This window comes from Halomonas chromatireducens, from assembly GCF_001545155.1.
Classification (GTDB): Bacteria; Pseudomonadota; Gammaproteobacteria; order Pseudomonadales; family Halomonadaceae; genus Halomonas; species Halomonas chromatireducens.
The window spans coordinates 3748616-3772869 of the sequence record NZ_CP014226.1 but is presented as its reverse complement, the minus strand read 5'-3'; the positions used below and the strand labels follow the sequence as shown (position 1 = coordinate 3772869).

Here is a 24254-nt window from a genome sequence, read left to right as displayed (position 1 = left end):
GACCGGCGGGCTGGTTGCCCCTTGGTAGGTCAAGGCGTTGGTCGTATTCACTGCCTGGGGAGCGTTGAATAAACGGTATGCCTACAACGGTGCGTTTGTGGAATGATCCTTGCTATGGTCACTCCACATGCCTTGCGCATGGACCTTCTATCCCTAATACGAAGCGAGATATCGACATATGTTGAACAAGAAAAACAAACTGGTCCTGCTGGCCACAGCCGGCGCGATGGTGCTTGGTGCCAATTCCGTGGCACAGGCTTCTACCCTGGATGACACCAAGAACCGCGGTGCCGTTCAGTGCGGCGTGAGTGACGGCCTGCCGGGCTTCTCCGCGCCGGACGACCAGGGCGAGTGGCAGGGGCTCGACGTCGACGTCTGCCGTGCCGTGGCCGCCGCCGTCTTCGGCGACGCCGAGGCGGTGCGCTATATTTCACTGAATGCCGTCGAGCGCTTCACCGCGCTGCAGTCCGGCGAAGTGGATCTGCTCTCGCGCAACACCACCTGGACCACCACCCGCGACACCACTCTGGGCCTGAACTTCGCCGGCGTGAATTTCTACGACGGCATCGGCTTCATGGTGAATACCGACCTGGGCGTCTCCAGCTCCACTGAGCTCGACGGCGCGGCGGTCTGCGTGCAGTCCGGCACCACCACCGAGCTGAACGTAGCCGACTACTTCCGTGCCAACGGCATGACATTCGACCCCATCGTCTTCGATACCTCCGAGCAGACCGTGGGTGGCTACGAGGCCGGTCGTTGCGACGTGCTGACCTCCGATACCTCCCAGCTGGCGGCGCTGCGCATCCAGCTCTCCGACCCCGACGGCTCGGTGATCCTGCCGGAAGTCATTTCCAAGGAGCCGCTGGGCCCGGTCGTTCGCCAGGGTGACGACCAGTGGTTCAACATCGTCAAGTGGTCGCTGTTCGCCATGCTCAACGCCGAGGAAATGGGCATCACCAGCGACAACGTCGACGAAATGCTCGCCTCCGAGGATCCGGACATCGCTCGCCTGCTGGGTGAGGACGGCAACTATGGCCAGGGCATGGGCCTTGAAGCCAACTGGGCCTATAACATCATCAGCCAGGTGGGTAACTACGGCGAAAGCTACGAGCGCAATGTGGGCATGGACTCCCCGCTGCAGATCGAGCGCGGCATCAATGCCCTGTGGACCCAGGGTGGCATTCAGTACGCACCGCCGATCCGCTGATCGAACCGTCCGGGGCGTCGCTTGATGGCGCCTCGAGCCTTGTTATGCCCCGGCCCGGACATTCCGGGCCGGGGCTTGATACCTGCTTGACGGATCCAGGCGGAGAGTCTCTTCATGTCCGTTCGACCACAGGCCCATCCAGTGGGCCCAAAACCGCCTTTCTGGCGTGATCGCGCCAAGCGCGCACTGATCTTCCAGGTATTGCTGATTGCCGCAGTGGCAGCCTTCCTGCTCTATATCATCGGTAATACCCAGGCCAACCTGGCCGCTCGCGGCATCACGACCGGCTTCGGCTTCCTGTCCAATACGGCCGGCTTCGGCATCGTCCAGAGCCTGATCGACTACTCCTCCCAGAGCACCTACGGCCGTACCTTCGTGGTAGGACTGCTCAACACCCTGCTGGTGTCGGCGCTGGGGGTAGTGGCGGCCACGATCATCGGCTTCACCGTGGGCATCGCCCGGCTTTCGCCCAACTGGCTGATTGCCCGCCTGGCCAACGCCTATATCGAGATATTCCGCAACATACCGCTGCTGCTGCAAATCTTCTTCTGGTACTTCGCCGTGCTGCGGACCATGCCGAGTGCCCGCGACAGCCTGTCGCTGGGCGAGGTGGTCTTCCTCAACGTGCGTGGTCTCTACCTCCCCGAGCCGCTGTTCGAATCCGGTTTCGGACTGATTCCCCTGACCCTGGGCATTGCCGTGGCAGCGAGCATCGCCCTGGTGGTGTGGAACAAGCGCCGCCACGAGACCACGGGCAAGCGCTTCCCGGCGGGCTGGATCTCGCTGGGGCTGATACTCGGCCTGCCGCTGATGGTACTGGTCGCCACCGGCGTGCCGGTGACCTGGGATGTGCCGCAATTGACCGGCTTCAATTTCCGCGGTGGCATCACGATCATTCCCGAGTTCCTGGCCCTGTGGCTGGCCCTGTCGATCTATACCGCGTCTTTCATCGCCGAGATCGTGCGCTCGGGCATCCAGGCAATCTCCCATGGCCAGACCGAGGCCGCCCAGGCGCTCAGCCTGCCGCGCAACCTTGTGTTGCGCCTGGTAGTGGTGCCGCAGGCCATGCGGGTCATCATTCCACCGCTGACCAGCCAGTACCTCAACCTGATCAAGAACTCCTCGCTTGCCACTGCCATCGGCTATCCGGACCTGGTCTCGGTATTCGCCGGGACCACGCTCAATCAGACGGGGCAGGCGATCGAGGTCATCGCCATGACCATGGCGGTCTACCTGACCATCAGCCTGCTGGTGTCGATGTTCATGAACTGGTTCAACGCCCGCGTGGCGCTGGTGGAACGCTAGGAGAGCGCCATGACAATTCAAGAAAAGATGATCGAGGCGCGCCCCGCACCCAGGAGCACCGTTGGCCCGGTGGCCTGGCTACGTGCCAACCTCTTCAGCGGGCCGGTGAACACGGTCTTTACCCTGCTGGGGTTTTACCTGCTCTACATCCTGCTGACGCCGACGATCCAGTGGGCCTTCATCAACGCTGACTGGATCGGCACCAGCCGTGACGACTGCTCCCGGGAGGGCGCCTGCTGGGTTTTCGTCAACGCCCGTCTCGGCCAGTTCATCTACGGGCTCTATCCGGGCAGCGAGATCTGGCGGGTCAACCTGACCTTCGCCATCTTCGCCGGGCTGATTGCCTGGCTGGCGATACCGCGGCTGCCTTTCAAGCGCTGGGTGGCGGTGGCGACGCTGGTGGGCTTCCCGCTGCTGGCCTACTTCCTGCTCTACGGCGGCCACTTTGGCCTGCGCGTGGTGGAGACCCACCGCTGGGGTGGGCTGATGCTGACCCTGGTGCTGGCGGTGGTGGGCATGGTGGGCGCCCTGCCCATCGGCATCATGCTGGCACTGGGCAGGCGTTCGCAGATGCCCATCGTCAAGAGCTTCTGCGTGGTGTTCATCGAGTTCTGGCGCGGCGTACCACTGATCACGGTGCTGTTCATGGCCTCGGTGATGCTGCCGCTGTTCATGCCTACCGGGGTCAGTGTCGACCGTCTGATCCGTGCCTTCATCGGTATTACCCTGTTCCAGAGTGCCTACATGGCCGAGGTGATACGGGGTGGCCTGCAGGCGATCCCGCGGGGCCAGGAAGAGGCCGCGGCGGCCCTGGGCATGGGCTACTGGAAGCGCATGGGCCTGATCGTGCTGCCCCAGGCGCTGAAGATGATGATCCCGGGCATCGTCAATACCTTCATCTCGCTGTTCAAGGACACCACCCTGGTCATGATCATCGGGCTCTTCGACCTGCTGGGTATCGTTCAGGCGGCGCTGTCGGATTCCCGCTGGCTGGGCTTTGCCCTGGAAGGCTATGTGTTCGCCGCCTTCATGTTCTGGGTCTTCTGTTTCAGCATGTCGCGCTACAGCCAGTATCTCGAACGGAAGCTGCATACCGGACACCGACGCTGATGAGAGTCCGGTTCCTGCTGTGCAGCGCTTCCCAAGAGCACCTTATTGAGAGACAACAACGATGAGTGAACAGGCGACAACTCCCAAGGCCGGCACCGAGACACCCATGGTCGAGATGCGCGGCGTCAACAAGTGGTACGGCGACTTCCACGTGCTCCGCGATATCGACTTCGAGGTCAAGCGTGGCGAGCGTATCGTCATCTGCGGGCCCTCGGGCTCCGGCAAGTCGACGCTGATCCGCTGCATCAACCACCTGGAAGAGCATCAGCAGGGCGAGATCGTGGTCGGGGGTATCCCGCTGACCCAGGACATCAAGCGCATCGAGCAGATTCGTCGCAGCGTGGGCATGGTGTTCCAGCACTTCAATCTCTTCCCGCACCTGACGGTGCTGGAGAACTGCTGTCTCGCCCCCATGTGGGTGCAGAAGAAGCCGCGCCGCGAGGCCGAGGCGCTGGCCATGAAGTATCTGGAGCGGGTCCAGATCGCAGAGCAGGCGCGCAAGTATCCGGGGCAGCTCTCGGGTGGCCAGCAGCAGCGGGTCGCCATCGCCCGTTCGCTGTGCATGCACCCGGAGGTGATGCTGTTCGACGAGCCGACCTCCGCGCTGGATCCGGAAATGATCAAGGAGGTGCTCGATGTCATGGTCGAGCTGGCCAACGAGGGCATGACCATGCTCTGCGTGACCCACGAGATGGGTTTCGCCAAGACCGTGGCCGACCGGGTGATCTTCATGGATCAGGGGCAGATCATCGAGGAAAACGCGCCAGAGCCCTTCTTCAACAACCCCCAGTCCGAACGTACCCAGCTGTTCCTCAGCCAGATACTGGGTCACTGAGCCGTGCCGGGTTCCGCGCCTGTGGTGCTGGCCCGGCTAGTTTGTCGCTCTCTACTTTGCTGCCAGTAGGCCACGACCCTGTTGCGGCCGCCGCCCTTGGCGGCATAGAGAGCCTGGTCCGCCTGAGCCATGGCCAGCGCCTGGCTATGGCTCAGGTCCTGGCCAACGGACAGCCCGGCGACACCGATGCTGATCGAGATGCCGACCTGATGGGATGGCGGCTTTGCCGGCAGACTCTCCAGCGGGAAGGGAGTATCGGCGATGCGACCCCGCAATCGTTCGGCCACCTGCATCACCTGTTGATCGTTCAGGCCGCTGACCACTATGGCGAACTCCTCCCCGCCCAGGCGAGCCAAACCATCCTCGGATCGTAGCTCCTTGTCCAGCCGTTCGGCCAGCAGCCTCAACAGTGCGTCTCCCGCCGGGTGCCCGTAGGCGTCGTTGATCTGCTTGAAATGGTCGATATCCACCAGCAGCAGGTGGTGTGGTGGCAGCGGCTCCGATACCCCGCCCAGGGTCTCGGCCAGATGTCGGGTAAGGCCTCGGCGGTTCAGCACACCGGTCAGCTCATCGTACTCCGCTGCAATCATTGCGCGCTCTTCGCCCTGCTTGCGTTGGCTTATGTCGATGACAAGTCCGGCCAGTGCCTCCAGCCGGCCCGAATCGTCACAGACCACCTCGGCGACGATTTCATGCCATCGAGTGTCACCGTTCTTGCTGATGAGACGCACATCGAGGCGCAAATTCTTACTGGCATCGACCAGGCAGGTGCGCAGCTGAGACCAGAAGCAGAGTCTGTCTTCCCTCAGGATATGGGCCAGTAACCGTCTTAGCGGCACCCGGGCGTATTGGTCGGGGTAGCCAAGCGTGTTCAAGAGGGCACGGGAACACCATGTCGAGCCGCTATGCGGATCGACCTCCCAGATGCCACAGTCGGCCACCTGTTGGAACAGCTCGACCTGTCGGCGGCGGCTGGTGAGCTGATGGCGGTAGATGGCCGATGCAATGAGCTCGGCGGCGACGACCAGGGCTTGGAGTCCAGGCCCTTGCCACTCCAGGCGACGCTCGCAGTCATCGATGCCCAGTGTGCCCCACCATTGGCCATCGACCATGATGGGCACCGTGACCATGGACAGTATGCCCTGGCTTTCCAGGTTCTTGAGCAGTGAGCCGGAAGGCATTTCGGAAGTAATGAAACATTGGGATTCGCCGCGCTGTCGTTCGGCAACGATGCGCTGATAGACCGGATCGTTGAAGAGTGTCGAGAAGAAGCGAAAACGTTTCTGGGTGAGCTGTCGATAGTGGGTTGCGGCTGCCCATTCGAAGACGTAGTCCTGGACCACGCCCTCCTGCTTTAGCTCGAGAAGCTGAAATATCCAGACGCGACTGGCACCGGATGCCCGGCCTAGCTCGTCCAGCAGCGCATCGACACCATCTCCCCAGAAGCGCGCATTGATCAGCCCTCGGCTGCCGCTGGCCAGGGCACCAAGCAGGCGAGCATCGTCGGGGAAGACCGGTACCGGCATGGCAGTGATCCATCCATCAGTCGGTAACCAATCATAACATGGGTTAACAATCGGATTGCGCTGAAGGGCGGAAAGTCCACCAAAGTCGCAGCCGACAGCGACGTCGGCAAGGCAAGCGCGTTGGCGGAAGCCACCACCCTGGAGGTGGGCCGGTCAGGTGGGGGAACGGGTTGATTTCAAAGGCTCGGCGGGGCGTGTAATCCGGGCACTTCCCAGCACGCTGGCTTCTGTCTCCAGGTGGCGTGCCTCGCTGGTCCAGGCCGCATCCTCGGCGTGTACCGCAGGCCGGCGTTCGAAGGAGCGTGTCATCACATCGCCAGGTGCGAAGCCGGGCCGGCCTTTCAGGTGATGGGGCAGCAGGCACAGCTCGGCGAGCAGGCGCAGGGTCATGGTGCCGAGCAGCCAGAGACCGCCACCCAGGGCCAGGGCCGGCCAGGCGGTCGCCCAGTCGGTGGCCATCAGCCATGGCGTGCGCGGCAGCAGCCAGAGTGCGGCTGCGGTCAACAGGCCGAGCTGAAGCAGCAGATGACAGAATACCAGGGTACCGCGAGAGAGCGGATGGCGGGGAAATAGGAACTGTTGCATCGAGGGGTCCTCCCTTAGAGTGCACATCGCGGCACGATGAATCTCACCGGCCTCCATGCCGACAATGCAGAATCCTACCTCAGATGGTCCCCGGGCGCAGCTGTTGATGATGGCCATCGTGCCTGGCGGCTCATGACAGCACAGTCAGGCTGGCGGGAGCCAGTGGTTCCTGGTCACGGTGCTGGCTCAGCGGTCGCCCCTTGAGCGCCGTCAGCAGTATCTGAAGCGGGTCGCCGTGGCTGACCAGGAGCACCGTTTCCCCGGCCGTTGAATGCTCCAGTTCCTCGATTACCGCCTGCATACGTTCAGCCACGCTGACGACGCTCTCGACGCCGTGCTCCACGTGCTCGGCGCTTCGTGTATCCAGCGCCCAGACGCAGGGATACTGGTCGTCCGCCTGGCCCTCGAAATCACCGAAGTTTCGCTCCCGAAGGCGAGGCTCACGTTGCAGCGGGAGCGCGAAATGGGTCGCCACCCTGGCCGCGGTCTCGGTGGTACGCAGGAAGTCCGAATGCAGAATCCGGGTAGGCGTCGGCCAGCGCCAGTCGAGTAGCAGGGCGTCTAGCTGAGCGATACCCTGAGAGGAGAGGCCGAAGGCTTCGAGGCCCCGCTCAGGCGTGCTGATGATCAGTCCCTGGGCATTGGCCTGGCTATGGCCGTGCCGCATCAGAAGGTAGCGGTTGCGGCGCTGAGTCGAGGCGTTGAGGAATCCGTTTGACATAGTATTGTCATACTACCTAGATTGATCTTAGTTTCGATATTGATCATCACGTGCGCTCATATGTTCGATTTCGATCAATCATATGACCGCCCCATTGGCTCGTGCAATGGAAGCACTCTCAAACGCCCAATAACAACGCACGCAAAGTGAGTCACGCCATGAAAGCATACAGCACCACGAACAAGCACCCCCTGGCCACGCTGGCCATCTCTTCCCTGCTGCCCCTGGCCATGCTCATCTCGGCCCAGGCGCACGCCGACTGCCCGCGCGGTGACCTGGACGATCTCTACTGCGATGAAGACGGCAACATGGTGGCCGACCGGCCTGCCGATGAGTCGGAGTGGGTCAACCCCGACACGCTGATCTTCGCCTATACCCCGGTGGAGGACCCGGCGATCTACTCCGACATCTGGCAGCCATTCATCGATCATCTCGAAGAGGTGACCGAACGCAACGTGCGCTTCTTCGCCGTGCAGTCCAACTCGGCCCAGGTCGAGGCCATGCGCAGCGGGCGCTTGCATATTGCCGGTTTCTCCACCGGGCCGACGCCCTTTGCGGTGAACCTGGCCGGCGCGGTACCGTTCGCCCTGATGGGTTCCGACGACGGCCAGTTTGGCTATACCCTGCAGGTCTACACCCACGTCGATTCCGGCATAGACGACCTTGAAGACCTCAAGGGCAAGCGGGTGGCGCACACCTCGCCCACCTCCAACTCGGGCAATCTTGCGCCCCGCGCCCTGTTCCCCGATCTTGGCATCGTTCCCGACGAGGACTACGAGGTGGTCTACTCCGGCAGCCATGACCAGTCGATGCTCGGCGTGGTGGCCCGCGATTACGACGCCGCCCCGGTGGCCTCGGAGGTGGTCGAGCGCATGGCTGCCCGCGGCCTCTATGACGAAGAGGACGTCAAGATCATCTACGAGACCGATGCTTTCCCCACCACCTCCTATAATTATGCCCACAACCTGCATCCCGATCTGGTCGAGAAGATCGAGGAGGCCTTCTTCACCTTCGACTTCGCCGGCACTGCCCTGGGCGATGAGTTCGAAGGCGTCGACAAGTTCGTGCCCATCAACTACCAGGAGCATTGGGAGGTGATCCGTACTATCCAGGCAGCCAATGACGTGCGCTACACCCGCGAAGACCTGGACCAGGAGTAAGCCCTGACAGACCCGCGGGTCTCCTGTCCAAGATGGTGTGAGCCCCCGGCCGCTGGCCGGGGGTCGGTTTTCTGCATAGCGAGGTGGGTGAATGCTGGAGATCTCCAAGCTGGTCAAGCGCTACGGCCATGACAAGCCGGTACTGCAAGAATTGGATCTCGTGGTGGAGGGTAGCAGCGTGGTCTCCATCGTCGGCGCATCGGGGGCCGGCAAGAGCACCATGCTGCGCTGTATCAACCGACTGGTGGAGCCGACCTCGGGCTCGATCCGGCTAAACGGCAATGAGCTGGTCAAGCTGAGAGGGGCTGCTCTCCGTCGGGCCCGGCGTAAGATCGGCATGGTGTTCCAGGGTTTCAACCTGATTGATCGTCTGACCGTGATGGAGAATGTGCTGGCGGGCCGGCTCGGCTACGTCAGCCTCTACCAGGCCATCTCGAGGCGTTATCCCAAGGAGGATATCGAGCGGGCATTTACGCTCATGGAGCGGGTGGGTATCGCTCACTATGCCAACAAGCGTGCCGACGAGCTTTCCGGTGGTGAACGCCAGCGGGTCGGTGTCGTGCGTGCGCTGATGCAGGAGCCCGAGATCCTGCTGGCCGACGAGCCGACAGCATCGCTTGACCCCCGGACCTCCGAACAGATCATGAAGCTGCTGCAGAGCCTGGCAAGCGAACTGTCGCTGCCGGTGCTTATCAACATCCACAATGTTGCCCAGGCGAAGACCTATACCGAACGTATCGTTGGCCTGCGCCATGGCAAGATGATATTTGACGGGGCGCCGAGCGATTTCACCAAGGATGCGCTTGACGCTATCTATGGTGGCATCGAGGCACCGGAAGAGGAGCTCACCGCCGAGCCCGACAAGGCCCAATCGGGAGTGCCTCATGACCAGACCTGACGCCCCCGGCACGACGCCGGGGCCCAGAACCTGGCGCAAGCCTTCCTTCATCGCCAATCCGGTCCTGCGCTATGGCCTGTGGCTAGTGGTGCTGGTCTATCTGATCTGGGCCTTCGGCAGCCTGCCGTTCAACTGGACGCGCATCGCCGAGGGCTTGCCGAGGGCGGCAAGGATCTTCGGCAGCGGCTTCCCGCCCAGCTTCGAGCGTGGGGGCCTGCTGCTCACCGGGTTCAAGGAGAGCTTCCAGATCGCCATCCTGGCAACCCTGCTGGGGGTTGCGCTGTCGATTCCCTTCGCGGTGATGGCAGCACGAAACATTGCGCCGCTGCCGATCTATCTGTTCGGCCGTGCGGTAATCATCATCTCGCGCAGCTTTCATCCAGTGATCGTCGCCATCCTGTTCGTGGCGGCGGTGGGGTTCGGTCCCTTGGCGGGCGTGCTGACCCTGACTCTCTACTCCATCGGTTTCGTCGGCAAGCTGCTGGCGGAAGAGATAGAAGAGATCGACTGGGGGCAGGTCGAGGCGATGAAGGCGACCGGCGCGGGCTATTTCTCGATTCTGGTCTACGCCGTCTTCCCCCAGATCCTGCCGCGCCAGGTGGGGCTTTCCATGTACCAGCTCGACAGTAACCTGCGAGCCTCGGCCGTGGTGGGGATCGTTGGCGCCGGGGGAATCGGTGGCACCTTGATGAACGCCTTCGGACGATACGACTACGACTTCGCCTTCGCTATCCTGTTGATCATTATTGCGGTGATCCTGGTCAGTGAGGGCATTAGCGGCTGGGTGAGGAAAAAGATATGGTAGATCAAACCGACGCCCTCGCCGCTCGTATCTGGCATCGCTATGACCGCAAGGAGCGCCTGATCCGCTATGCCGTGCTGCTGGTGACCGTGATGGTGGTCTACTGGGCGGTTCGCGATATCGACATCTTCTGGCCGTGGGTGTGGGATGCGCCCAACCAGATCTCGAGCCTCGGTGCGCGGATGTGGCCGCCGGACCCGCGGCGGCTGGAGCAGATCATCGGCGCCATGATCGAGACGGTGCATATCGCTACGCTGGCGACGATGCTGACGATCTTCATCGCCCTGCCGGTCTCCTACATCGCCGCCCAGAACACCACGCCGAACCGCGCCTGCCTGTGGCTGGGGCGCTTCATTCTGGTCTCCAGCCGTTCGGTGAACACCATCATCTGGGCGCTGCTCTTCGTGGCGATCTTCGGCCCCGGTGTGCTGGCGGGGATCCTGGCGATCATGTTCCGCTCCATCGGTTTCATCGGCAAGCTGATGGGCGAGGCGATCGAGGAGATCGATCGTCGTCCGGTGGAGGCCATGGAGGCCACTGGTGCCTCCAAGCTCAAGGTGATTGCCTATGCCGTCGTGCCCCAGGTGATGCCCGCCTTCTTCGCCATCGTCATACTGCGCTGGGACATCAACATCCGTGAGTCCACGGTGCTGGGGCTGGTGGGCGCCGGTGGTATCGGGGTACTTCTGCAGGGTTCCATCGACACCTTCGCCTGGCCCACCGTGGCCACCATACTGATTGCCATTGTCATCCTGGTACTGATCGGTGAAGCCATTACCAGCATTCTGCGGCGCAAGGTCATCTAGACGTGGCTGGGTTTGACCCCGGGAAGCCACCTTGCCATGTTGAAGGGGAAGGCGGGGCATCGTCCCATGGCGTGCCCTTCCGTCAATCCGTATCAAGGAGAGGCTATGACAACGTATATCGTGGTGGCCGATGCAGCACGGGCGCGTGTCTTTACACGCGACGCCCTCAAGCTGCAGGAGAAGGAAAGTCTCGTGCATCCTGCAGGGAGGCTGCATGAGGGCGATCTGGTGACCGATGGCGGTGCCGACGTGCAGGAATCCAGAGGACCCGGGTCACGCTCCTCTTATCGGGAGGACATCGCCTCCGAGCACGAAGACCAGCTCTTTGCCAAGCAGGTAGCCGAGCGGATCTATCGCGCTCGTGTCGAGAATCTCATGGACAAGCTGATTCTCGTGGCGCCTCCCAAGTTTCTCGGCCTACTGCGTGAAGAGCTGGATGCCCCCACCCGCAAGCTGGTCATTCATACCCTTGCCAAAGACTTGAGCAAATCCGATTTGGAGAGCATTCAGCAAGCGGTCAGCGACATGCGCTGATCGCATACGCCCGTTACACCTCAAGAGTCGGGCGCTCTTGCCGATATCAAGGAAGGCACAGCCGCGGTTTGATGCCGCCGAGCTTATCCTTACTCAGCGAGAGCGCCCATGCACCTCAAATCGATCCGCCAGTATGTGGTTCTGCTGGCAGGCCCCTGCTTGCTGGCAGTGGTGGCGGCCCTGGTCGTCTATAGCCTGTTCTCCTCCTCCCGCACCCAGGTGATCGTCGAGAACCACACCCGAGGATTGCTCGAGGGGGCCATTGATGAGCGACTGGCGGTGCTGGCGGATGCCGAGGCGGGCCGCATTCAGCGAGAGCTCGAGCATGCCTTGACCCTGGCTACCCAGCTGGCAACTGCCAATGCAATGATGGGACAGCGCGACGATAGCGGACGCCTGGCCCTGTCCATGAGCCGTCGCGAGCTCTCCAACCTGGTGCGCCAGACCGTTGTCGAAAACCCCTCGCTACTGGACGCCTTCATCGGCTGGGAGCCCGACGCCTTCGGTAGAGACGACCTGCATGCCGACCTGGGCGAGGCGGAGGGATACGATGGCTCGGGGCGTTTCATGCCCTGGTGGTACCGCACCGACAGCGGAAGCGTGGAAGTACTCCCACTGGGCGACACCATGGAGAGTGACACTCTGCTGGGCAGCGGTGTTCGCGAAGGCGAGTACTACCTCTGCCCGCGGGAGACCCTGGCACCCTGCATCATCGACCCGGCGCCCTACGACTTCGGCGGTGAGATGCTGATGGTTACTTCCTTCAACGTGCCGATTCTGGTCGACGGTGAGTTTCGCGGCGTTGCCGGGGTCGATCTGGCGCTCGACTTCATCCAGGCGCTGTTGCTTGAGGCCAACCAGTCTCTCTATGACGGTGCCGGCGAGCTGGCGCTGATCGCCGGCCAGGGCGGTCTGGCCGCCTATACCGCCGATGCCGAGCGACTGGGTATGCCGGCCAGCGATGCGCTGGGAGCGGACATCCTGGCCTCGGTGAATCAGGCCCGCGATGAGGAAGTCACGGCCAGCGTGTTTCGCAATGGCATGATCGAGCGCTATCAGCCCTTCACCATCGGCGCGAGCGAGACACCCTGGGTGCTGATGGTCCGACTGCCGGAGCAGGCAGTGATGGGTGACCTGACGGCCCTGCAGAATCTGCTCGACGATCAACGGCGTACCGACACCCTGGGCATGAGCCTGGTGGGTCTGTTGCTGGCGGCCCTGGGCATGGCGGCGCTGTGGATAGTCGGCGGTCGGGTCTCGCGGCCGCTGCGCCTGCTCGCCGATCGCATGCGCGGGATCGCCACCGGCAATGGCGACCTCACCCAGCGGCTGCCCGTTAAGGGACGTGACGAAGGTGCCGAGCTGGCAGCGCAGTTCAATGCCTTCGTCGACAAGGTGCATGATGTGCTGATCGATGTGCGTGACAGCAGCGAGTCGGTTCGCCTTGCGGCCAACGAGATCGCCATGGGTGGGGAGGACCTTTCGCGGCGCACCGAGCAGGCGGCCGCCAGCCTCCAGCAGACCTCCGCTTCCATGGAGGAGATCTCGAGTACCGTCGAACATACCTCTGCCTCGTCACGGGAAGCCAACGCCCTGTCGAAGTCGGCCGCTCAGGTGGCGCAGCAGTCGGGCGAGGCGGTGAGCCAGGTAGTCAGTACCATGGACGACATCAGCGACGCGTCGCGGCAGATCGGCGATATCGTCAAGGTCATCGATGGCATCGCCTTCCAGACCAACCTGCTGGCGCTCAACGCTTCCGTCGAGGCGGCACGAGCCGGTGAGCATGGCCGCGGCTTTGCCGTGGTGGCCGGCGAGGTACGCCAGCTGGCGACCCGCAGCGCCGAGGCGTCGCGGGACATCAGGGGGCTGATCCAGGCCTCCGGCCAGCGGGTGGCCGCCGGTACGGAGCTGGTCGGACAGGCGGGGGCCACCATGGGCGAACTGGTCGCCAGCGTAAACCGTGTGGCCAGCATGCTGGGCGAGATCAGCGTGGCGGCCAGTGAGCAGAGCGACGGCATCAGCCAGGTCAGCGTGGCCGTGGCGGACCTGGACCGCATGACCCAGCAGAATGCCGCCATGGTCGAGGAGTCGACCACCGCCGCCGAGCGGCTGAGCGACGAGGCGGACCGGCTTGCCGGCGTGATCGGAGGCTTCAAGCTGCGCCAGTGACGGCGTGCCTGGCGGGAGGGGTCAGGGCACCGGCGGCAGGCCGATTTCGTCGCTGCGCTGAATCCCTTCGGTCATCTGTCGGCACAGCCGCAGGAATTCGCGCATGCCGGTGGCGAGGTACTTGTGGCGGTGCCAGATGAAGGCGAACTGGCGGCTCAGGTCCAGCTCCGGCGTGGGGATCGGCACCAGGCTGCCGCGGCGAAAGGCATCGCGCAGGGCCAGCTTCGATACACAGCCGATACCCAGACCCGACTCCACCGCTCGCTTGATCCCCTCGGTATGCTCCAGCTCCAGCAGGATGTTGAAGCGGCCGCGCCGATGGCGGGTGGCATGTTCCAGCGTCAGCCGCGTGCCGGAGCCCTGCTCGCGCATGATCCAGTCGGCACGCAGCAGCTTGTCCATGTCCACCTCGCCGACATTGGCCAGCGGATGACGAGGTGAGCAGAAGACGGCCAGCTCGTCCTCCACCCAGGGCTGCATCACCACGTCCTCATGCTGGCAATCGCCCTCGATCAGACCCAGGTCAAGTTCGTGATGCACGATCCGCTCGATAATGGCACTGGTATTGCGCACCTGCAGCCGTACCCGGCTGTCGGGATGGCGCTGCATGAAATCGCTGATCAGCAGCGTGGCGAGGTAGTTGCCGATCGTCAGCGTTGCCCCCACGTCCAGCGAGCCGACGCCGCGCTGGCCGCGCAGCAGTTCCTCGACTTCCTCGGCCCGGTCGAGCAGGGCCACGGCCTTGGGCAGCAGTTGGAAGCCCAGCGCATTTAGCTTCAGGCGCTTGCCGATACGGTCGAGCAGCTGGCAATCGAACTGCCGCTCGAGCTCCGAGAGCGCCGTGCTGGCCGCCGCCTGAGATAGCGACAGTACCCTGGCTGCGTGGGAGACGCTCTCGTGCTGGGCGACGGCGACGAACACTTCCAGTTGGCGCAGGGTGTAGCGCATGGCATCTCTCCGGGCAGTGGTATATTTACATTATAGATATGCTTTATCCAAACTACCCATTTAACAGATATGCTGCCAGCGCTTAGAATTAGTATCAAAGTTGAAGGGGCGCTGTTATGCGTCAATGGAATATCAAGGAGCCGGTCGTGAGCAAGTTTGCCCTGGAAGAGGTTCTTAGCGTCCACCACTGGAACGATACGCTATTCAGTTTCCGCACCACCCGCGAGCGCAGCCTGCGCTTCAAGAACGGTCAGTTCGTCATGATTGGCCTGGAAGTGAACGGCAAGCCGCTGATGAGAGCCTATTCCATTGCCAGCCCGAACTATGAGGATCACCTGGAGTTCTTCAGCATCAAGGTCCCCGATGGTCCGCTGACATCGCGGCTGCAGCACCTCAAGGTGGGCGACCAGATCATGGTCAGCCGCAAACCGACCGGTACCCTGGTGACTGACGACCTGCTGCCGGGCCGCAACCTCTACCTGCTCTCCACCGGCACCGGCCTGGCGCCGTTCATGAGCCTGATCCAGGATCCCGAGGCCTACGAGCGCTACGAGAAGATCGTGCTGGTTCACGGCGTGCGCAGCGTGAGCGAGCTCGCCTATGCCGACTTCATCCAGAATGAGCTGCCGGCCCACGAGTACCTGGGCGACGAGATCAGCGAGAAGCTGGTCTACTACCCCACTGTGACCCGTGAGGAGTTCCACACCATGGGGCGACTGACCGACCATATCCGCAGCGGCAAGCTGGCCGAGGATACCGGCCTGCCCCAGATGGACCCCAAGCAGGATCGGGCCATGATCTGCGGCAGCCCGGCGATGCTCGACGAGACCAGCGCCCTGCTCGACGACCTGGGGTTCAATATCTCGCCACGCATGGGCGAGCCCGGCGATTACGTGATCGAGCGGGCCTTCGTCGAGAAGTAAATCCCACCGACGGAAAAACCACCTGTGCAGACAGGTGGTTTTTTCTCGTTCATCGCATTTTTGGCGTGAACTTGCTCTGCATAGGCTGCATTGCGGAAGGGGGCTCGACGACAGCGACGCAGGCGCTCCTTGTTGGAGCGCTGGTTCCCATCGCGACTGGCGCCGATAGGCGCCCGGCGGAGGCTGCCGCGCTGGCAATAACCGCGACCATCGGTAACGCCGCCGGGAGTCCTTCGGCCTCCAGTCGTGATCTGAAGATACTCCTACAGCGCGGCCATGACTTCCCTTGCCATTTCACGCCAAAGTGTGAAGATCCTTTTTGGTTCGGCGCCGCCTATTTTCTCTGACTACACGGCATCCTTGCCGGTTTCGCCGGTGCGGATGCGAATCACCTGTTCCAGCGGCGTGATGAAGATCTTGCCGTCGCCGATCTTCCCCGTGTTGGCGACCTGGGTGATGGCATCGATGACCTTCTCGGACATCTCGTCATCCACGGCGATCTCGACCTTCACCTTGGGCAGGAAGTCGACCACGTACTCGGCGCCCCGGTAGAGCTCGGTGTGACCCTTCTGGCGGCCGAAGCCCTTCACCTCGGTCACGGTGATGCCCTGAACGCCGATTTCGGAGAGCGATTCGCGAACGTCGTCGAGCTTGAATGGCTTGATGATGGCGGTCACCAGTTTCATGGTCTTTTCCTCGTAATTCAGGGAGGGCTCGCTGGGTGCAGCCCCTCGCAGTGTGGGGTTTCGTTGGGTTCAAGCATACACCGCGACGAGCGGGAATAAAAAAGCCCCCTCGGAAGGGGGCCAGGTGGAGCACGCCAGCTCACGGGGTCTGCGTCGTTACTTGTTGGCGACGCTGAACTCGGGGTAGGCCTCCATGCCGCACTCGGCAATGTCGACGCCCTCGTACTCTTCTTCCTCGCTGACCCGAATGCCCATGACGGCCTTGAGTATCAGCCAGACAGCCAGGCTGGCAAGGAAGACCCAGAGGAAGATGGACAGGCCGCCGATGATCTGCGGGCCGAAGCTCGCGTCGCCGTTGGTGAGCGGTACGGCCAGCAGGCCCCAGATTCCGACGACACCGTGAACCGAGATGGCACCGACAGGGTCATCGATCTTCAGCTTGTCGAGGCCGACGATGGCGGCCACGACGATGGCGCCGCCCACGGCACCGATCAGGGTGGCGCCCAGCGCCGTCGGCTCCAGTGGCTCGGCAGTGATGGCCACCAGGCCGGCCAGGGCGCCGTTGAGGGCCATGGTCAGGTCGGCCTTGCGGAACCACACCTTGGCGAGGATCAGGGCAGTGATCACCCCACCGGCAGCGGCGGCATTGGTGTTGACCAGAACCTGGGCCACGTTGTTGGCAGAGACCACGTCCGAGAGCTTCAGCTCCGAGCCGCCGTTGAAGCCGAACCAGCCCATCCACAGGATGAAGGTACCCAGTGTGGCCAGCGGAAGGTTGGCACCGGGGATGGCGTGGATGCTGCCGTCCTTGCCGTACTTGCCCTTGCGAGGACCGAGAACCAGCACCCCGGCCAGGGCCGCGGCGGCACCGGCCAGATGCACGATGCCGGAGCCGGCGAAGTCGGAGAAGCCCATGGCGTCCAGCCAGCCTTCGCCCCAGGTCCAGTAGCCCGAGACCGGGTAGATGACGCCGGTCATCACCACGGCGAAGGCGAGGAAGGCCCACAGCTTCATGCGTTCGGCGACGGCGCCGGAGACGATGGACATGGCGGTTGCCACGAACACCACCTGGAAGAAGAAGTCGGCGCGCATCGAATAGTAGGGTGCATCGTCGCCCCCGGCGGTGACGGCCGCCACGCTGTTCTCGCCGCCGATCAGGAAGCCGAGGTTGGGCAGGATGCCGCCTTCATTGCCCGAGTACATGATGCTATAGCCCACCAGCAGGTACATGGTGCAGGCGATGGCGAACAGCGCGATGTTCTTGGTCAGGATCTCGGCGGTGTTCTTGGAGCGCACCAGGCCGGCCTCGAGCATCGAGAAGCCCGCGGCCATCCACATCACGAGCACGCCACAGATCAGGAAGTAGAAGGTGTCGAGCGCGTAACTCAACTCTGCCAGTTCAGTCATTGGAATCTCTCCAGAGCCCTTGAAAACAGCTTGTCATTGCAAGCGGTGTCGTTATCAGACGGCGTCGGCGCCGCGTTCGCCGGTACGGATGCGGATGACATCCTCCAGGGGCGTGACAAAGACCTTGCCGTCGCCGATCTTGCCGCTGTTGGCAGCGTTGCAGATGGCCTCCAGTACGCCTTCCAGGCGCGCATCATCCACGGCGACCTCGACCTTTACCTTGGGCAGGAAGTCGACCACGTACTCGGCACCGCGGTAGAGCTCGGTATGCCCCTTCTGGCGACCAAACCCCTTCACTTCGGTCACGGTGATGCCCTGGACGCCGTTGTCGGCCAGCGCCTCGCGGACGTCGTCCAGTTTGAATGGCTTTATGATGGCGGTAATGAGCTTCATCTCGAATCTCCCGGCTTGGATGGCACGACGGCGCTCTGCCGTCGGATGAGTTACGCTTGCCAAGCGATATGCGTGCCGGTTTGTTATAAAGCTGATTAATTTCATATTGTTACAATATGTTTTTCCGTTGCATTCCTCGCCGCTGACGGCCTATGCGAAGCGCCCTGCACCACAATGATGCCCGGCAATGGTGCAGGTGCTTCGCAATGGGGCGGCAAAGGAGAATGCGCGAGTCAAGGCCGTTGCGTATCCTGTAGACAAACTCAATGCGTTGGAGAGAGAACCATGGCGAGTCAAGATCCCATCAGCCGGCTGGCCCAGCAGCTGGGCGAGCGACTGCAGGGTGCCTCACAGGCACCGGAGGAGATCCACAAGGGGGTGCAGCAGGTCGTGCGCGGTGCCTTCGATCGCCTGGATCTGGTGTCCCGAGAGGACTTCGACATCCTCATGGACGTCATGCAGCGCACCCGCATTCGCGTGGAAGCGCTGGAGCAACAGGTAAGCGCACTCGAGGCGGCGCTGGCATCTCGCCAAGACGAGGTGACCACATCAGGCGAGGCAACAACAGCCGGCAAGGCACCGAAAGTCGACGACGGCCATCCCGAGGAAGACGCTGGCGGCGGCGAAGCCGGGCGTTGACGGGCCGCTCGGCGGTCTTTATGCAGCGGTGCTAATCTATAGTGATCAAGCACACTGACTGCGAGGGACCGCATGATGCTGGCAATCGTTGCCACCCGGGCCGGACTGGGGCTGGAGGCCCCCGAGGTTCTCGTCGAGGTACATCTGGCCAACGGCCTGCCGGGCATGACCCTGGTCGGCCTGCCGGAGACTGCGGTCAAGGAGAGTCGCGAACGGGTGCGCAGCGCCCTCACCAACGCCGGCTTCGACTTCCCCAATACTCGTCGTATCGTGCTCAACCTGGCGCCCGCCGACCTGCCCAAGGTCGGCGGGCGCTTCGACCTGCCCATCGCTCTGGGCATCCTGATGGCCTCCGGCCAACTGCCCGGCGATGCCCTCGAGGGTATCGAAAGTGTCGGTGAACTGGCGCTGGACGGTCGGCTGCGCCCGATCAGCGGCGTGCTGCCGCTGGCCCTGGCCGCGCGCAGGGCGGGGCGGAAGCTGATCGTGCCGCGGGAGTGTGCCGATGAGGCCGCCCTGGCCGGGGACCTTCAGGTGCTCCCCGCCGACCACCTGCTGGAGGTGGTCGCCCATTTGCTGGGCCAGACACCGATCGCGGCGCACCAGTTGGAAGCACCGCCGTTATCTCCGGTCATCGAGGGGGATCTGGCCGAGGTGCGGGGTCAGCACCAGGCGCGCCGGGCGCTGGAAATCGCCGCCGCGGGAGGCCACAACCTGCTTTTCTCGGGCCCGCCAGGCACCGGCAAGACCATGTTGGCGAGCCGCCTGCCGGGCATCCTGCCGCCATTGACCGAGGAGGAGGCCCTGGAAGTGGCCGCCGTCCGGTCGGTCTGTGGCCTGCCGCTGTCGGAGCAGTGGGGGCGTCGCCCCTTTCGTGCGCCCCACCATACCGCCAGCGCCGTGGCCCTGGTGGGCGGCGGCTCCTGGCCGCGTCCCGGTGAAATATCCCTGGCCCACCAGGGGGTGTTGTTTCTCGATGAGCTGCCCGAGTTCAGCCGCCATGTCCTCGAGGTGATGCGCGAGCCCATGGAGTCTGGACAGATCCATATCGCCCGGGCCAACCACGAAAGACGCTTTCCCGCTAGATTTCAACTGGTGGCGGCAATGAATCCGTGTCCCTGTGGCCACCTGGGGGACCCCCGCCAGGCCTGCCAGTGTACCGCCGCTCAGATCCAGCGCTACCAGTCGCGACTCTCGGGGCCGCTGCTGGATCGAATCGACCTGCAGGTGGAGGTGCCGGCGCTGCCGCCGGAACAGCTGACCTCCCGCGAGACGGGGGAAAGCTCGGCGGAGGTGCGTGAGCGAGTCATGGCGGCCCGCGAGCGCCAGTATGCCCGGGAGGCGCTCAATGCCTATCTGGGAAGCCGGGAGCTGGAGGCGGCCTGCGCCCTGTCGACGGCGGATCGTGCCTGGCTGGCCGGGGTGCTCGAGCGGCTGCGGCTCTCCGCTCGGGCCTATCATCGAGTGCTGCGGGTGGCGCTGACCCTGGCCGACCTTACCGGCAAACCGCAGCCGGAGCGCGGCGAGCTGATGGAGGCGATCGGTTATCGCCAGCTGGATCGTCAGCGCCAGGGCTAAGAGGCTGTTTACACGCTACTGCGCTGAGGCCTATAGCGCCGTGGCATCGAAGGCGCCCTCGATCTCGGTCTCCCACAGCGCGCTGTCGGCATCGGGGCGATAGAGCGACAGGGTAAGACGGTAGGGCAGCAGTTCGCGGTCGGAGAGCTGCAGGCGCGGCGCAGTGGCTTCCAGCCGGCTCTCCAGGCGCCACTGATGATCGCCGCTGTCGCCGGCCATGGCGGGGCGCCAGTCCAGCACCTGCGGGCCATCCGAAATCCGCAGCATGGCCCGGGTGAGATTTTCCAGAAAGCGTTCGGAGGCGATGCTCAGACTGGTATCCACCGAAGGCGTATCGAGCAGCAGCACCTGCTCCTGGGGGGGCTGTATTTCGGCCACGTTCATCAGGCGAACGGCGGCACGGTCGCTCAGGTTCTGCAGGGCTCGGCGAATCGGGTCGGGCTCGGGAGGCTGGGTGGCGCAGCCCGCCAGTAACAGGGCCGTCACTAGCAGCGTGGTGTATTTCAGTATCGGACTGAATTTCGTCATCGGGGCAAAGGCTCGTCGGCAATCTGGGAGGGAAGCTCGAGATCGACGATGAAGTCGTCCAGGGCCGCGAACAGCGTATGGCGGATGGCCTCCGCTTCATTGACCAGATGATGACGCGCTTCCGGGTGGCGATGAATTTGCGCATTGGGAAACTTGCGCTCCAGCACCGAAAGATTCCACTCCCAATCTACGGTCAGGTCCTGCTCTCCCTGTAGGATCAGGGTTGGTAGCTGGCTGGGGGGAAGCGCCAGCATCTGCGGCATCCAGCGGCGCATGGCGCTGACCCAGATCATCGACAGGTGCTCGGGCTGCAGCGGGTCCTGCTCACGCAGGAAGGCGGCGAACTCGCTATCGGTGGAGTTTTCCCGGAACCGCCGGGGCAGTGTGCGCACGAAGGGGCCGACCAGCAGATGCAGCCAGCTCGACTGGGACCAGCCAGAAGGGCGTACCAGTGGCGCCAGCAGAACCAGGCCGGACCAGTGCCCATCATCGGGTCGGCTGAGGGCATCGGTGGCGAGGATTGCCGCGCCGGTGCTCTGGCCCACCCCAAGCCACGGTTTTGGTGCAAGGCCACGGTCGCTCAATTGATCCTGCAGGGCGCGCAGGCACTCCCCATAGTGGTCGAAATCGTCGATGCAGGCGCGTCGCCCACTGGAGAGGCCGTGGCCCGGCAGGTCCCAGAGCACCACGCGCCAGCCGCGCTCCAGCAGGCGCTCCAGCAGGTGGCGGTACAGGCCCAGATGATCGAAGTAACCGTGAACCACGAAGGCGGTGCCTATCGCCTGGCGAGGGCTCCAGACCTGGGTCCAGAGCTGATAGCGCTCCGTCTCCAGATACCCGACATAGAGACCCACGTGCTCGGTCAGCAAGGGTGACAGCCCATAATAGTCGAGGTAGTCGGCCAGCGGCTCTCCGGCATCCGAGCCGAAGGGGGCGATGGGCCCCAGGGCCTGCAGTGGGGTGAAGTCGGTCATCATGTCCTCCGACAGGTAAGCCGGTTGTCTTGCGAGTCGTTCATGGCTGCTGGCAGTCGAATGGCGCTGAAGCCGCAGTTTACACAGGAGTCGTCTAGCCTAGCGATAGGCATGGGGCAAAGTGGCTTGACCAAATGGTCAAAATTCTTCCCCTTAACCCTATGTCTAGTGCGCCTGACCCTTCACTTGGGTTTACATATGGAACGATTTTCCACAAAATTGGCGCCATAGAGTGGTTTCACCCCCACGGATTGCGGCTGCGGATTGTGTCTCGTCCGTCGCCATCACGAGGAGATTCCCATGTCAGAACGCATCACTCGCCACCGTCTTCAGGTGGCCGCCGAGCTGGACGCTTTCATTACCGAGCAGGCCCTGCCGGGCACCGGCATCGATGCAGAAACTTTCTGGGCGGGCGTCGACGCCATCTTTCATGATCTGACAGCAAAGAATCGGGATTTGCTCGCAGAGCGCGAGAGTCTGCAGCAGCGGCTCGATACCTGGCACCGGGAAAACCCCGGCCCGGTGAGTGATATGGCTGCCTACCGCGGCTTTCTGAAGGAGATCGGCTACCTGGCGGATGCTCCTGCGCAAGTCAAGGTCACCACCGGTAACGTCGATAGCGAAGTCGCCATTCAGGCCGGCCCGCAGCTGGTGGTGCCGGTGAGCAATGCCCGCTATGCGCTGAATGCGGCCAACGCACGCTGGGGTAGCCTCTACGATGCGCTGTACGGTACCGATGCCATCTCCGAAGAGGATGGTGCCGAGAAAGGCTCGAGCTTCAACCCCAAGCGCGGTGAGAAGGTCATCGCCTATGCCCGTGGTGTGCTGGACCGCGCCGCCCCGCTTGCCACCGGATCGCACCGCGAAGCCGTGAAGTATGTCCTGCGTGACGGCCACCTGGTGGTGACCCTTGAAGGCGGCCGCGAGACCGGCCTCAAGGATGCCGGCAAGCTGGTGGGCTACACCGGCGAGGCGGCAAGCCCCGATTCGGTGCTGCTCGCCAATCATGGCCTGCACCTGGAGATCCAGATCGACCCGACTCACCCGATCGGCAAGACCGACCCGGCCGGCGTCAAGGATCTCGTGGTGGAGGCGGCACTGACCGCCATCATGGACTGCGAGGACTCCGTGGCGGCGGTGGATGCCGAGGACAAGGTGGGTGTCTATCGCAACTGGCTGGGCCTGATGCGGGGCGACCTGGAAGAGCAGGGCGCCAAGGGTGACAAGACCATCACCCGCCGCCTGCATGGCGACCGAGACTACACCACCCCCGATGGCGGCCAGCTGACCCTGCCGGGCCGCTCACTGATGTTCGTGCGCAACGTCGGCCACCTGATGACCACGCCGGCGGTGCTCGATGCCGACGGCAATGAGCTGCCGGAGGGCATCCTCGATGCCATCGTCACCGGCCTGCTGGCGCTCCACGATCTCAACAAGGGAAGCGATGCGCCACGTAACTCGCGCGCCGGCTCCGTCTACATCGTCAAGCCCAAGATGCATGGCCCGAAGGAAGTGGCGTTCTCCAGCGAGCTGTTCGGACGGGTGGAAGACCTGCTGGGCATGGCCCGCGATACCCTCAAGATGGGCATCATGGACGAGGAGCGTCGCACCACGGTCAACCTGAAGGCGTGTATCGCCGAGGCCACTTCCCGGGTGGTGTTCATCAATACCGGCTTCCTCGACCGCACCGGCGACGAGATGCACACCGCCATGGAAGCGGGTCCGATGATCCGCAAGGGCGACATGAAGAACGCCGCCTGGATCGCCGCCTACGAGAAGAACAACGTTCAGGTCGGCCTGGCCTGCGGCCTGCGCGGCCGCGCCCAGATCGGCAAGGGCATGTGGGCCATGCCGGACCTGATGGCGGCGATGCTCGAACAGAAGGTCGGCCACCCCAAGGCCGGGGCCAACACCGCCTGGGTACCGTCGCCCACCGCCGCCACACTGCATGCGCTGCACTATCATCAGGTCGATGTGACCGGCATACAGCGTGAGCTGGAAGCCCAGGGCGAACCGGACCTGCTCGATGACCTGCTCTCGGTGCCGGTGGCCGCCGAGGCGAACTGGTCCAGCGACGAGATCCAGCAGGAGCTCGACAACAACTGCCAGGGCATCCTCGGCTACGTGGTGCGCTGGGTCGAACACGGGGTGGGCTGTTCCAAGGTGCCGGATATCCACAATGTCGGCCTGATGGAAGACCGCGCCACCCTGCGCATCTCCAGCCAGCATATCGCCAACTGGCTGCACCATGGCGTGGTGGATAGTGCCCGGGTCCAGGAAACCCTGGAGCGCATGGCCAAGGTGGTCGACGAGCAGAACGCCGGGGACCCCACCTACACGCCGATGAGCGCCGACTTCAAGGGCTCCACGGCCTTCCAGGCCGCCTCCGACCTGATCTTCAAGGGTCGCGAGCAGCCCTCCGGCTACACCGAGCCGCTGCTGCACCACTGGCGCGCCGTACACAAGTCGAAGTAGGTCTGCGTTGGCCCCCGATGGGCCGCACGCCAGGCGTCACGCCCC

General features: G+C 63.4%; 23 protein-coding genes. 14 read left to right on the top strand and 9 right to left on the bottom strand.

Annotated features, from left to right (window positions below; genetic code table 11):
• Window positions 1–178 precede the first annotated feature (178 nt).
• From LOKO_RS17480 to LOKO_RS17465, 4 genes are all read left to right on the top strand, one after another.
• Window positions 179–1207 carry an amino acid ABC transporter substrate-binding protein gene (locus LOKO_RS17480; protein WP_066451970.1) on the top strand — a complete coding sequence of 343 codons (1029 nt, stop codon included), beginning with the start codon at window positions 179–181 and terminating at the stop codon, window positions 1205–1207.
• A 114-nt stretch (window positions 1208–1321) separates the two neighbouring features.
• Complete coding sequence (locus LOKO_RS17475) at window positions 1322–2512, top strand: amino acid ABC transporter permease (protein WP_066451969.1); 1191 nt, start codon at window positions 1322–1324, stop codon at window positions 2510–2512.
• Between the two features lie 9 nt (window positions 2513–2521).
• A complete protein-coding gene (locus LOKO_RS17470; RefSeq protein ID WP_066451968.1) occupies window positions 2522–3622 on the top strand; it encodes an amino acid ABC transporter permease in 1101 nt (366 codons plus the stop codon).
• Between the two features lie 106 nt (window positions 3623–3728).
• Window positions 3729–4457 carry an amino acid ABC transporter ATP-binding protein gene (locus LOKO_RS17465; RefSeq protein WP_066452426.1) on the top strand — a complete coding sequence of 243 codons (729 nt, stop codon included), beginning with the start codon at window positions 3729–3731 and terminating at the stop codon, window positions 4455–4457.
• Here the strand turns inward: LOKO_RS17465 and LOKO_RS17460 are convergent.
• The 3 genes from LOKO_RS17460 to LOKO_RS17450 all read right to left on the bottom strand — a co-directional run bounded on the left by LOKO_RS17460 (window position 4451) and on the right by LOKO_RS17450 (window position 7289).
• The gene (locus LOKO_RS17460; RefSeq protein ID WP_083517654.1) at window positions 4451–5983 is read right to left on the bottom strand and encodes a sensor domain-containing diguanylate cyclase; all 1533 of its coding nucleotides are present in this window, start codon (window positions 5981–5983) and stop codon (window positions 4451–4453) included. The two genes, LOKO_RS17465 and LOKO_RS17460, sit on opposite strands and share 7 nt — an antisense overlap.
• 153 nt (window positions 5984–6136) lie before the next feature.
• Complete coding sequence (locus LOKO_RS17455; RefSeq protein WP_066451967.1) at window positions 6137–6568, bottom strand: hypothetical protein; 432 nt, start codon at window positions 6566–6568, stop codon at window positions 6137–6139.
• 130 nt (window positions 6569–6698) lie between these two features.
• Entirely contained in the window at window positions 6699–7289 is a 591-nt protein-coding gene (locus LOKO_RS17450; protein ID WP_066451966.1) for a histidine phosphatase family protein, read from the bottom strand.
• A 158-nt stretch (window positions 7290–7447) separates the two neighbouring features.
• On the opposite strand from LOKO_RS17450, the gene phnD reads away from it, so the two are divergent.
• The 6 genes from phnD to LOKO_RS17420 all read left to right on the top strand — a co-directional run bounded on the left by phnD (window position 7448) and on the right by LOKO_RS17420 (window position 13658).
• The gene (gene phnD / locus LOKO_RS17445; protein WP_083517653.1) at window positions 7448–8449 is read left to right on the top strand and encodes a phosphate/phosphite/phosphonate ABC transporter substrate-binding protein; all 1002 of its coding nucleotides are present in this window, start codon (window positions 7448–7450) and stop codon (window positions 8447–8449) included.
• 91 nt (window positions 8450–8540) lie between these two features.
• Window positions 8541–9347, top strand: coding sequence for a phosphonate ABC transporter ATP-binding protein (gene phnC, locus LOKO_RS17440; protein ID WP_066451964.1), 807 nt, complete (start codon window positions 8541–8543; stop codon window positions 9345–9347).
• Window positions 9334–10152: a phosphonate ABC transporter, permease protein PhnE gene (phnE, locus tag LOKO_RS17435; protein WP_066451963.1), complete on the top strand. Its 819-nt coding sequence runs from the start codon at window positions 9334–9336 to the stop codon at window positions 10150–10152. Before phnC ends, phnE (LOKO_RS17435) begins: the two co-directional genes overlap by 14 nt.
• Complete coding sequence (gene phnE, locus LOKO_RS17430) at window positions 10146–10955, top strand: phosphonate ABC transporter, permease protein PhnE (RefSeq protein ID WP_066451962.1); 810 nt, start codon at window positions 10146–10148, stop codon at window positions 10953–10955. Before phnE (LOKO_RS17435) ends, phnE (LOKO_RS17430) begins: the two co-directional genes overlap by 7 nt.
• A gap of 105 nt (window positions 10956–11060) precedes the next feature.
• On the top strand, window positions 11061–11489 hold the full coding sequence (locus LOKO_RS17425; protein WP_066451961.1) for a host attachment protein: 429 nt from the start codon (window positions 11061–11063) through the stop codon (window positions 11487–11489).
• A gap of 108 nt (window positions 11490–11597) precedes the next feature.
• The gene (locus LOKO_RS17420; RefSeq protein ID WP_066451960.1) at window positions 11598–13658 is read left to right on the top strand and encodes a methyl-accepting chemotaxis protein; all 2061 of its coding nucleotides are present in this window, start codon (window positions 11598–11600) and stop codon (window positions 13656–13658) included.
• 21 nt (window positions 13659–13679) lie between these two features.
• Here LOKO_RS17420 and LOKO_RS17415 read toward each other — a convergent pair whose 3' ends face one another.
• Complete coding sequence (locus LOKO_RS17415) at window positions 13680–14606, bottom strand: LysR family transcriptional regulator (protein ID WP_066451959.1); 927 nt, start codon at window positions 14604–14606, stop codon at window positions 13680–13682.
• Between the two features lie 116 nt (window positions 14607–14722).
• On the opposite strand from LOKO_RS17415, the gene LOKO_RS17410 reads away from it, so the two are divergent.
• On the top strand, window positions 14723–15529 hold the full coding sequence (locus tag LOKO_RS17410) for a ferredoxin--NADP reductase (protein WP_201025340.1): 807 nt from the start codon (window positions 14723–14725) through the stop codon (window positions 15527–15529).
• Between the two features lie 347 nt (window positions 15530–15876).
• Here the strand turns inward: LOKO_RS17410 and glnK are convergent, their stop codons facing one another.
• From glnK to LOKO_RS17395, 3 genes are all read right to left on the bottom strand, one after another.
• Window positions 15877–16215, bottom strand: a complete 339-nt coding sequence (gene glnK, locus LOKO_RS17405; RefSeq protein WP_043518541.1) for a P-II family nitrogen regulator — start codon at window positions 16213–16215, stop codon at window positions 15877–15879.
• A 156-nt stretch (window positions 16216–16371) separates the two neighbouring features.
• Complete coding sequence (locus tag LOKO_RS17400; protein WP_066451958.1) at window positions 16372–17622, bottom strand: ammonium transporter; 1251 nt, start codon at window positions 17620–17622, stop codon at window positions 16372–16374.
• A gap of 54 nt (window positions 17623–17676) precedes the next feature.
• Window positions 17677–18015, bottom strand: a complete 339-nt coding sequence (locus LOKO_RS17395) for a P-II family nitrogen regulator (RefSeq protein WP_066451957.1) — start codon at window positions 18013–18015, stop codon at window positions 17677–17679.
• 285 nt (window positions 18016–18300) lie between these two features.
• On the opposite strand from LOKO_RS17395, the gene LOKO_RS17390 reads away from it, so the two are divergent.
• Both LOKO_RS17390 and LOKO_RS17385 read left to right on the top strand, forming a co-directional pair.
• Window positions 18301–18654: an accessory factor UbiK family protein gene (locus LOKO_RS17390; protein WP_066451956.1), complete on the top strand. Its 354-nt coding sequence runs from the start codon at window positions 18301–18303 to the stop codon at window positions 18652–18654.
• A 72-nt stretch (window positions 18655–18726) separates the two neighbouring features.
• Window positions 18727–20232 (top strand): YifB family Mg chelatase-like AAA ATPase, encoded by a 1506-nt coding sequence (locus LOKO_RS17385; protein ID WP_066451955.1) that lies wholly within the window; start codon window positions 18727–18729, stop codon window positions 20230–20232.
• A gap of 30 nt (window positions 20233–20262) precedes the next feature.
• Here the strand turns inward: LOKO_RS17385 and LOKO_RS17380 are convergent, their stop codons facing one another.
• Window positions 20263–20760 carry a hypothetical protein gene (locus LOKO_RS17380; RefSeq protein WP_066451954.1) on the bottom strand — a complete coding sequence of 166 codons (498 nt, stop codon included), beginning with the start codon at window positions 20758–20760 and terminating at the stop codon, window positions 20263–20265.
• Window positions 20757–21734, bottom strand: a complete 978-nt coding sequence (locus LOKO_RS17375; protein WP_066451953.1) for an alpha/beta hydrolase — start codon at window positions 21732–21734, stop codon at window positions 20757–20759. The genes LOKO_RS17380 and LOKO_RS17375 overlap by 4 nt, the downstream gene beginning before the upstream one ends.
• 300 nt (window positions 21735–22034) lie before the next feature.
• On the opposite strand from LOKO_RS17375, the gene LOKO_RS17370 reads away from it, so the two are divergent.
• Window positions 22035–24209, top strand: coding sequence for a malate synthase G (locus LOKO_RS17370; protein ID WP_066451952.1), 2175 nt, complete (start codon window positions 22035–22037; stop codon window positions 24207–24209).
• The last annotated feature ends 45 nt before the right edge of the window (window positions 24210–24254 follow it).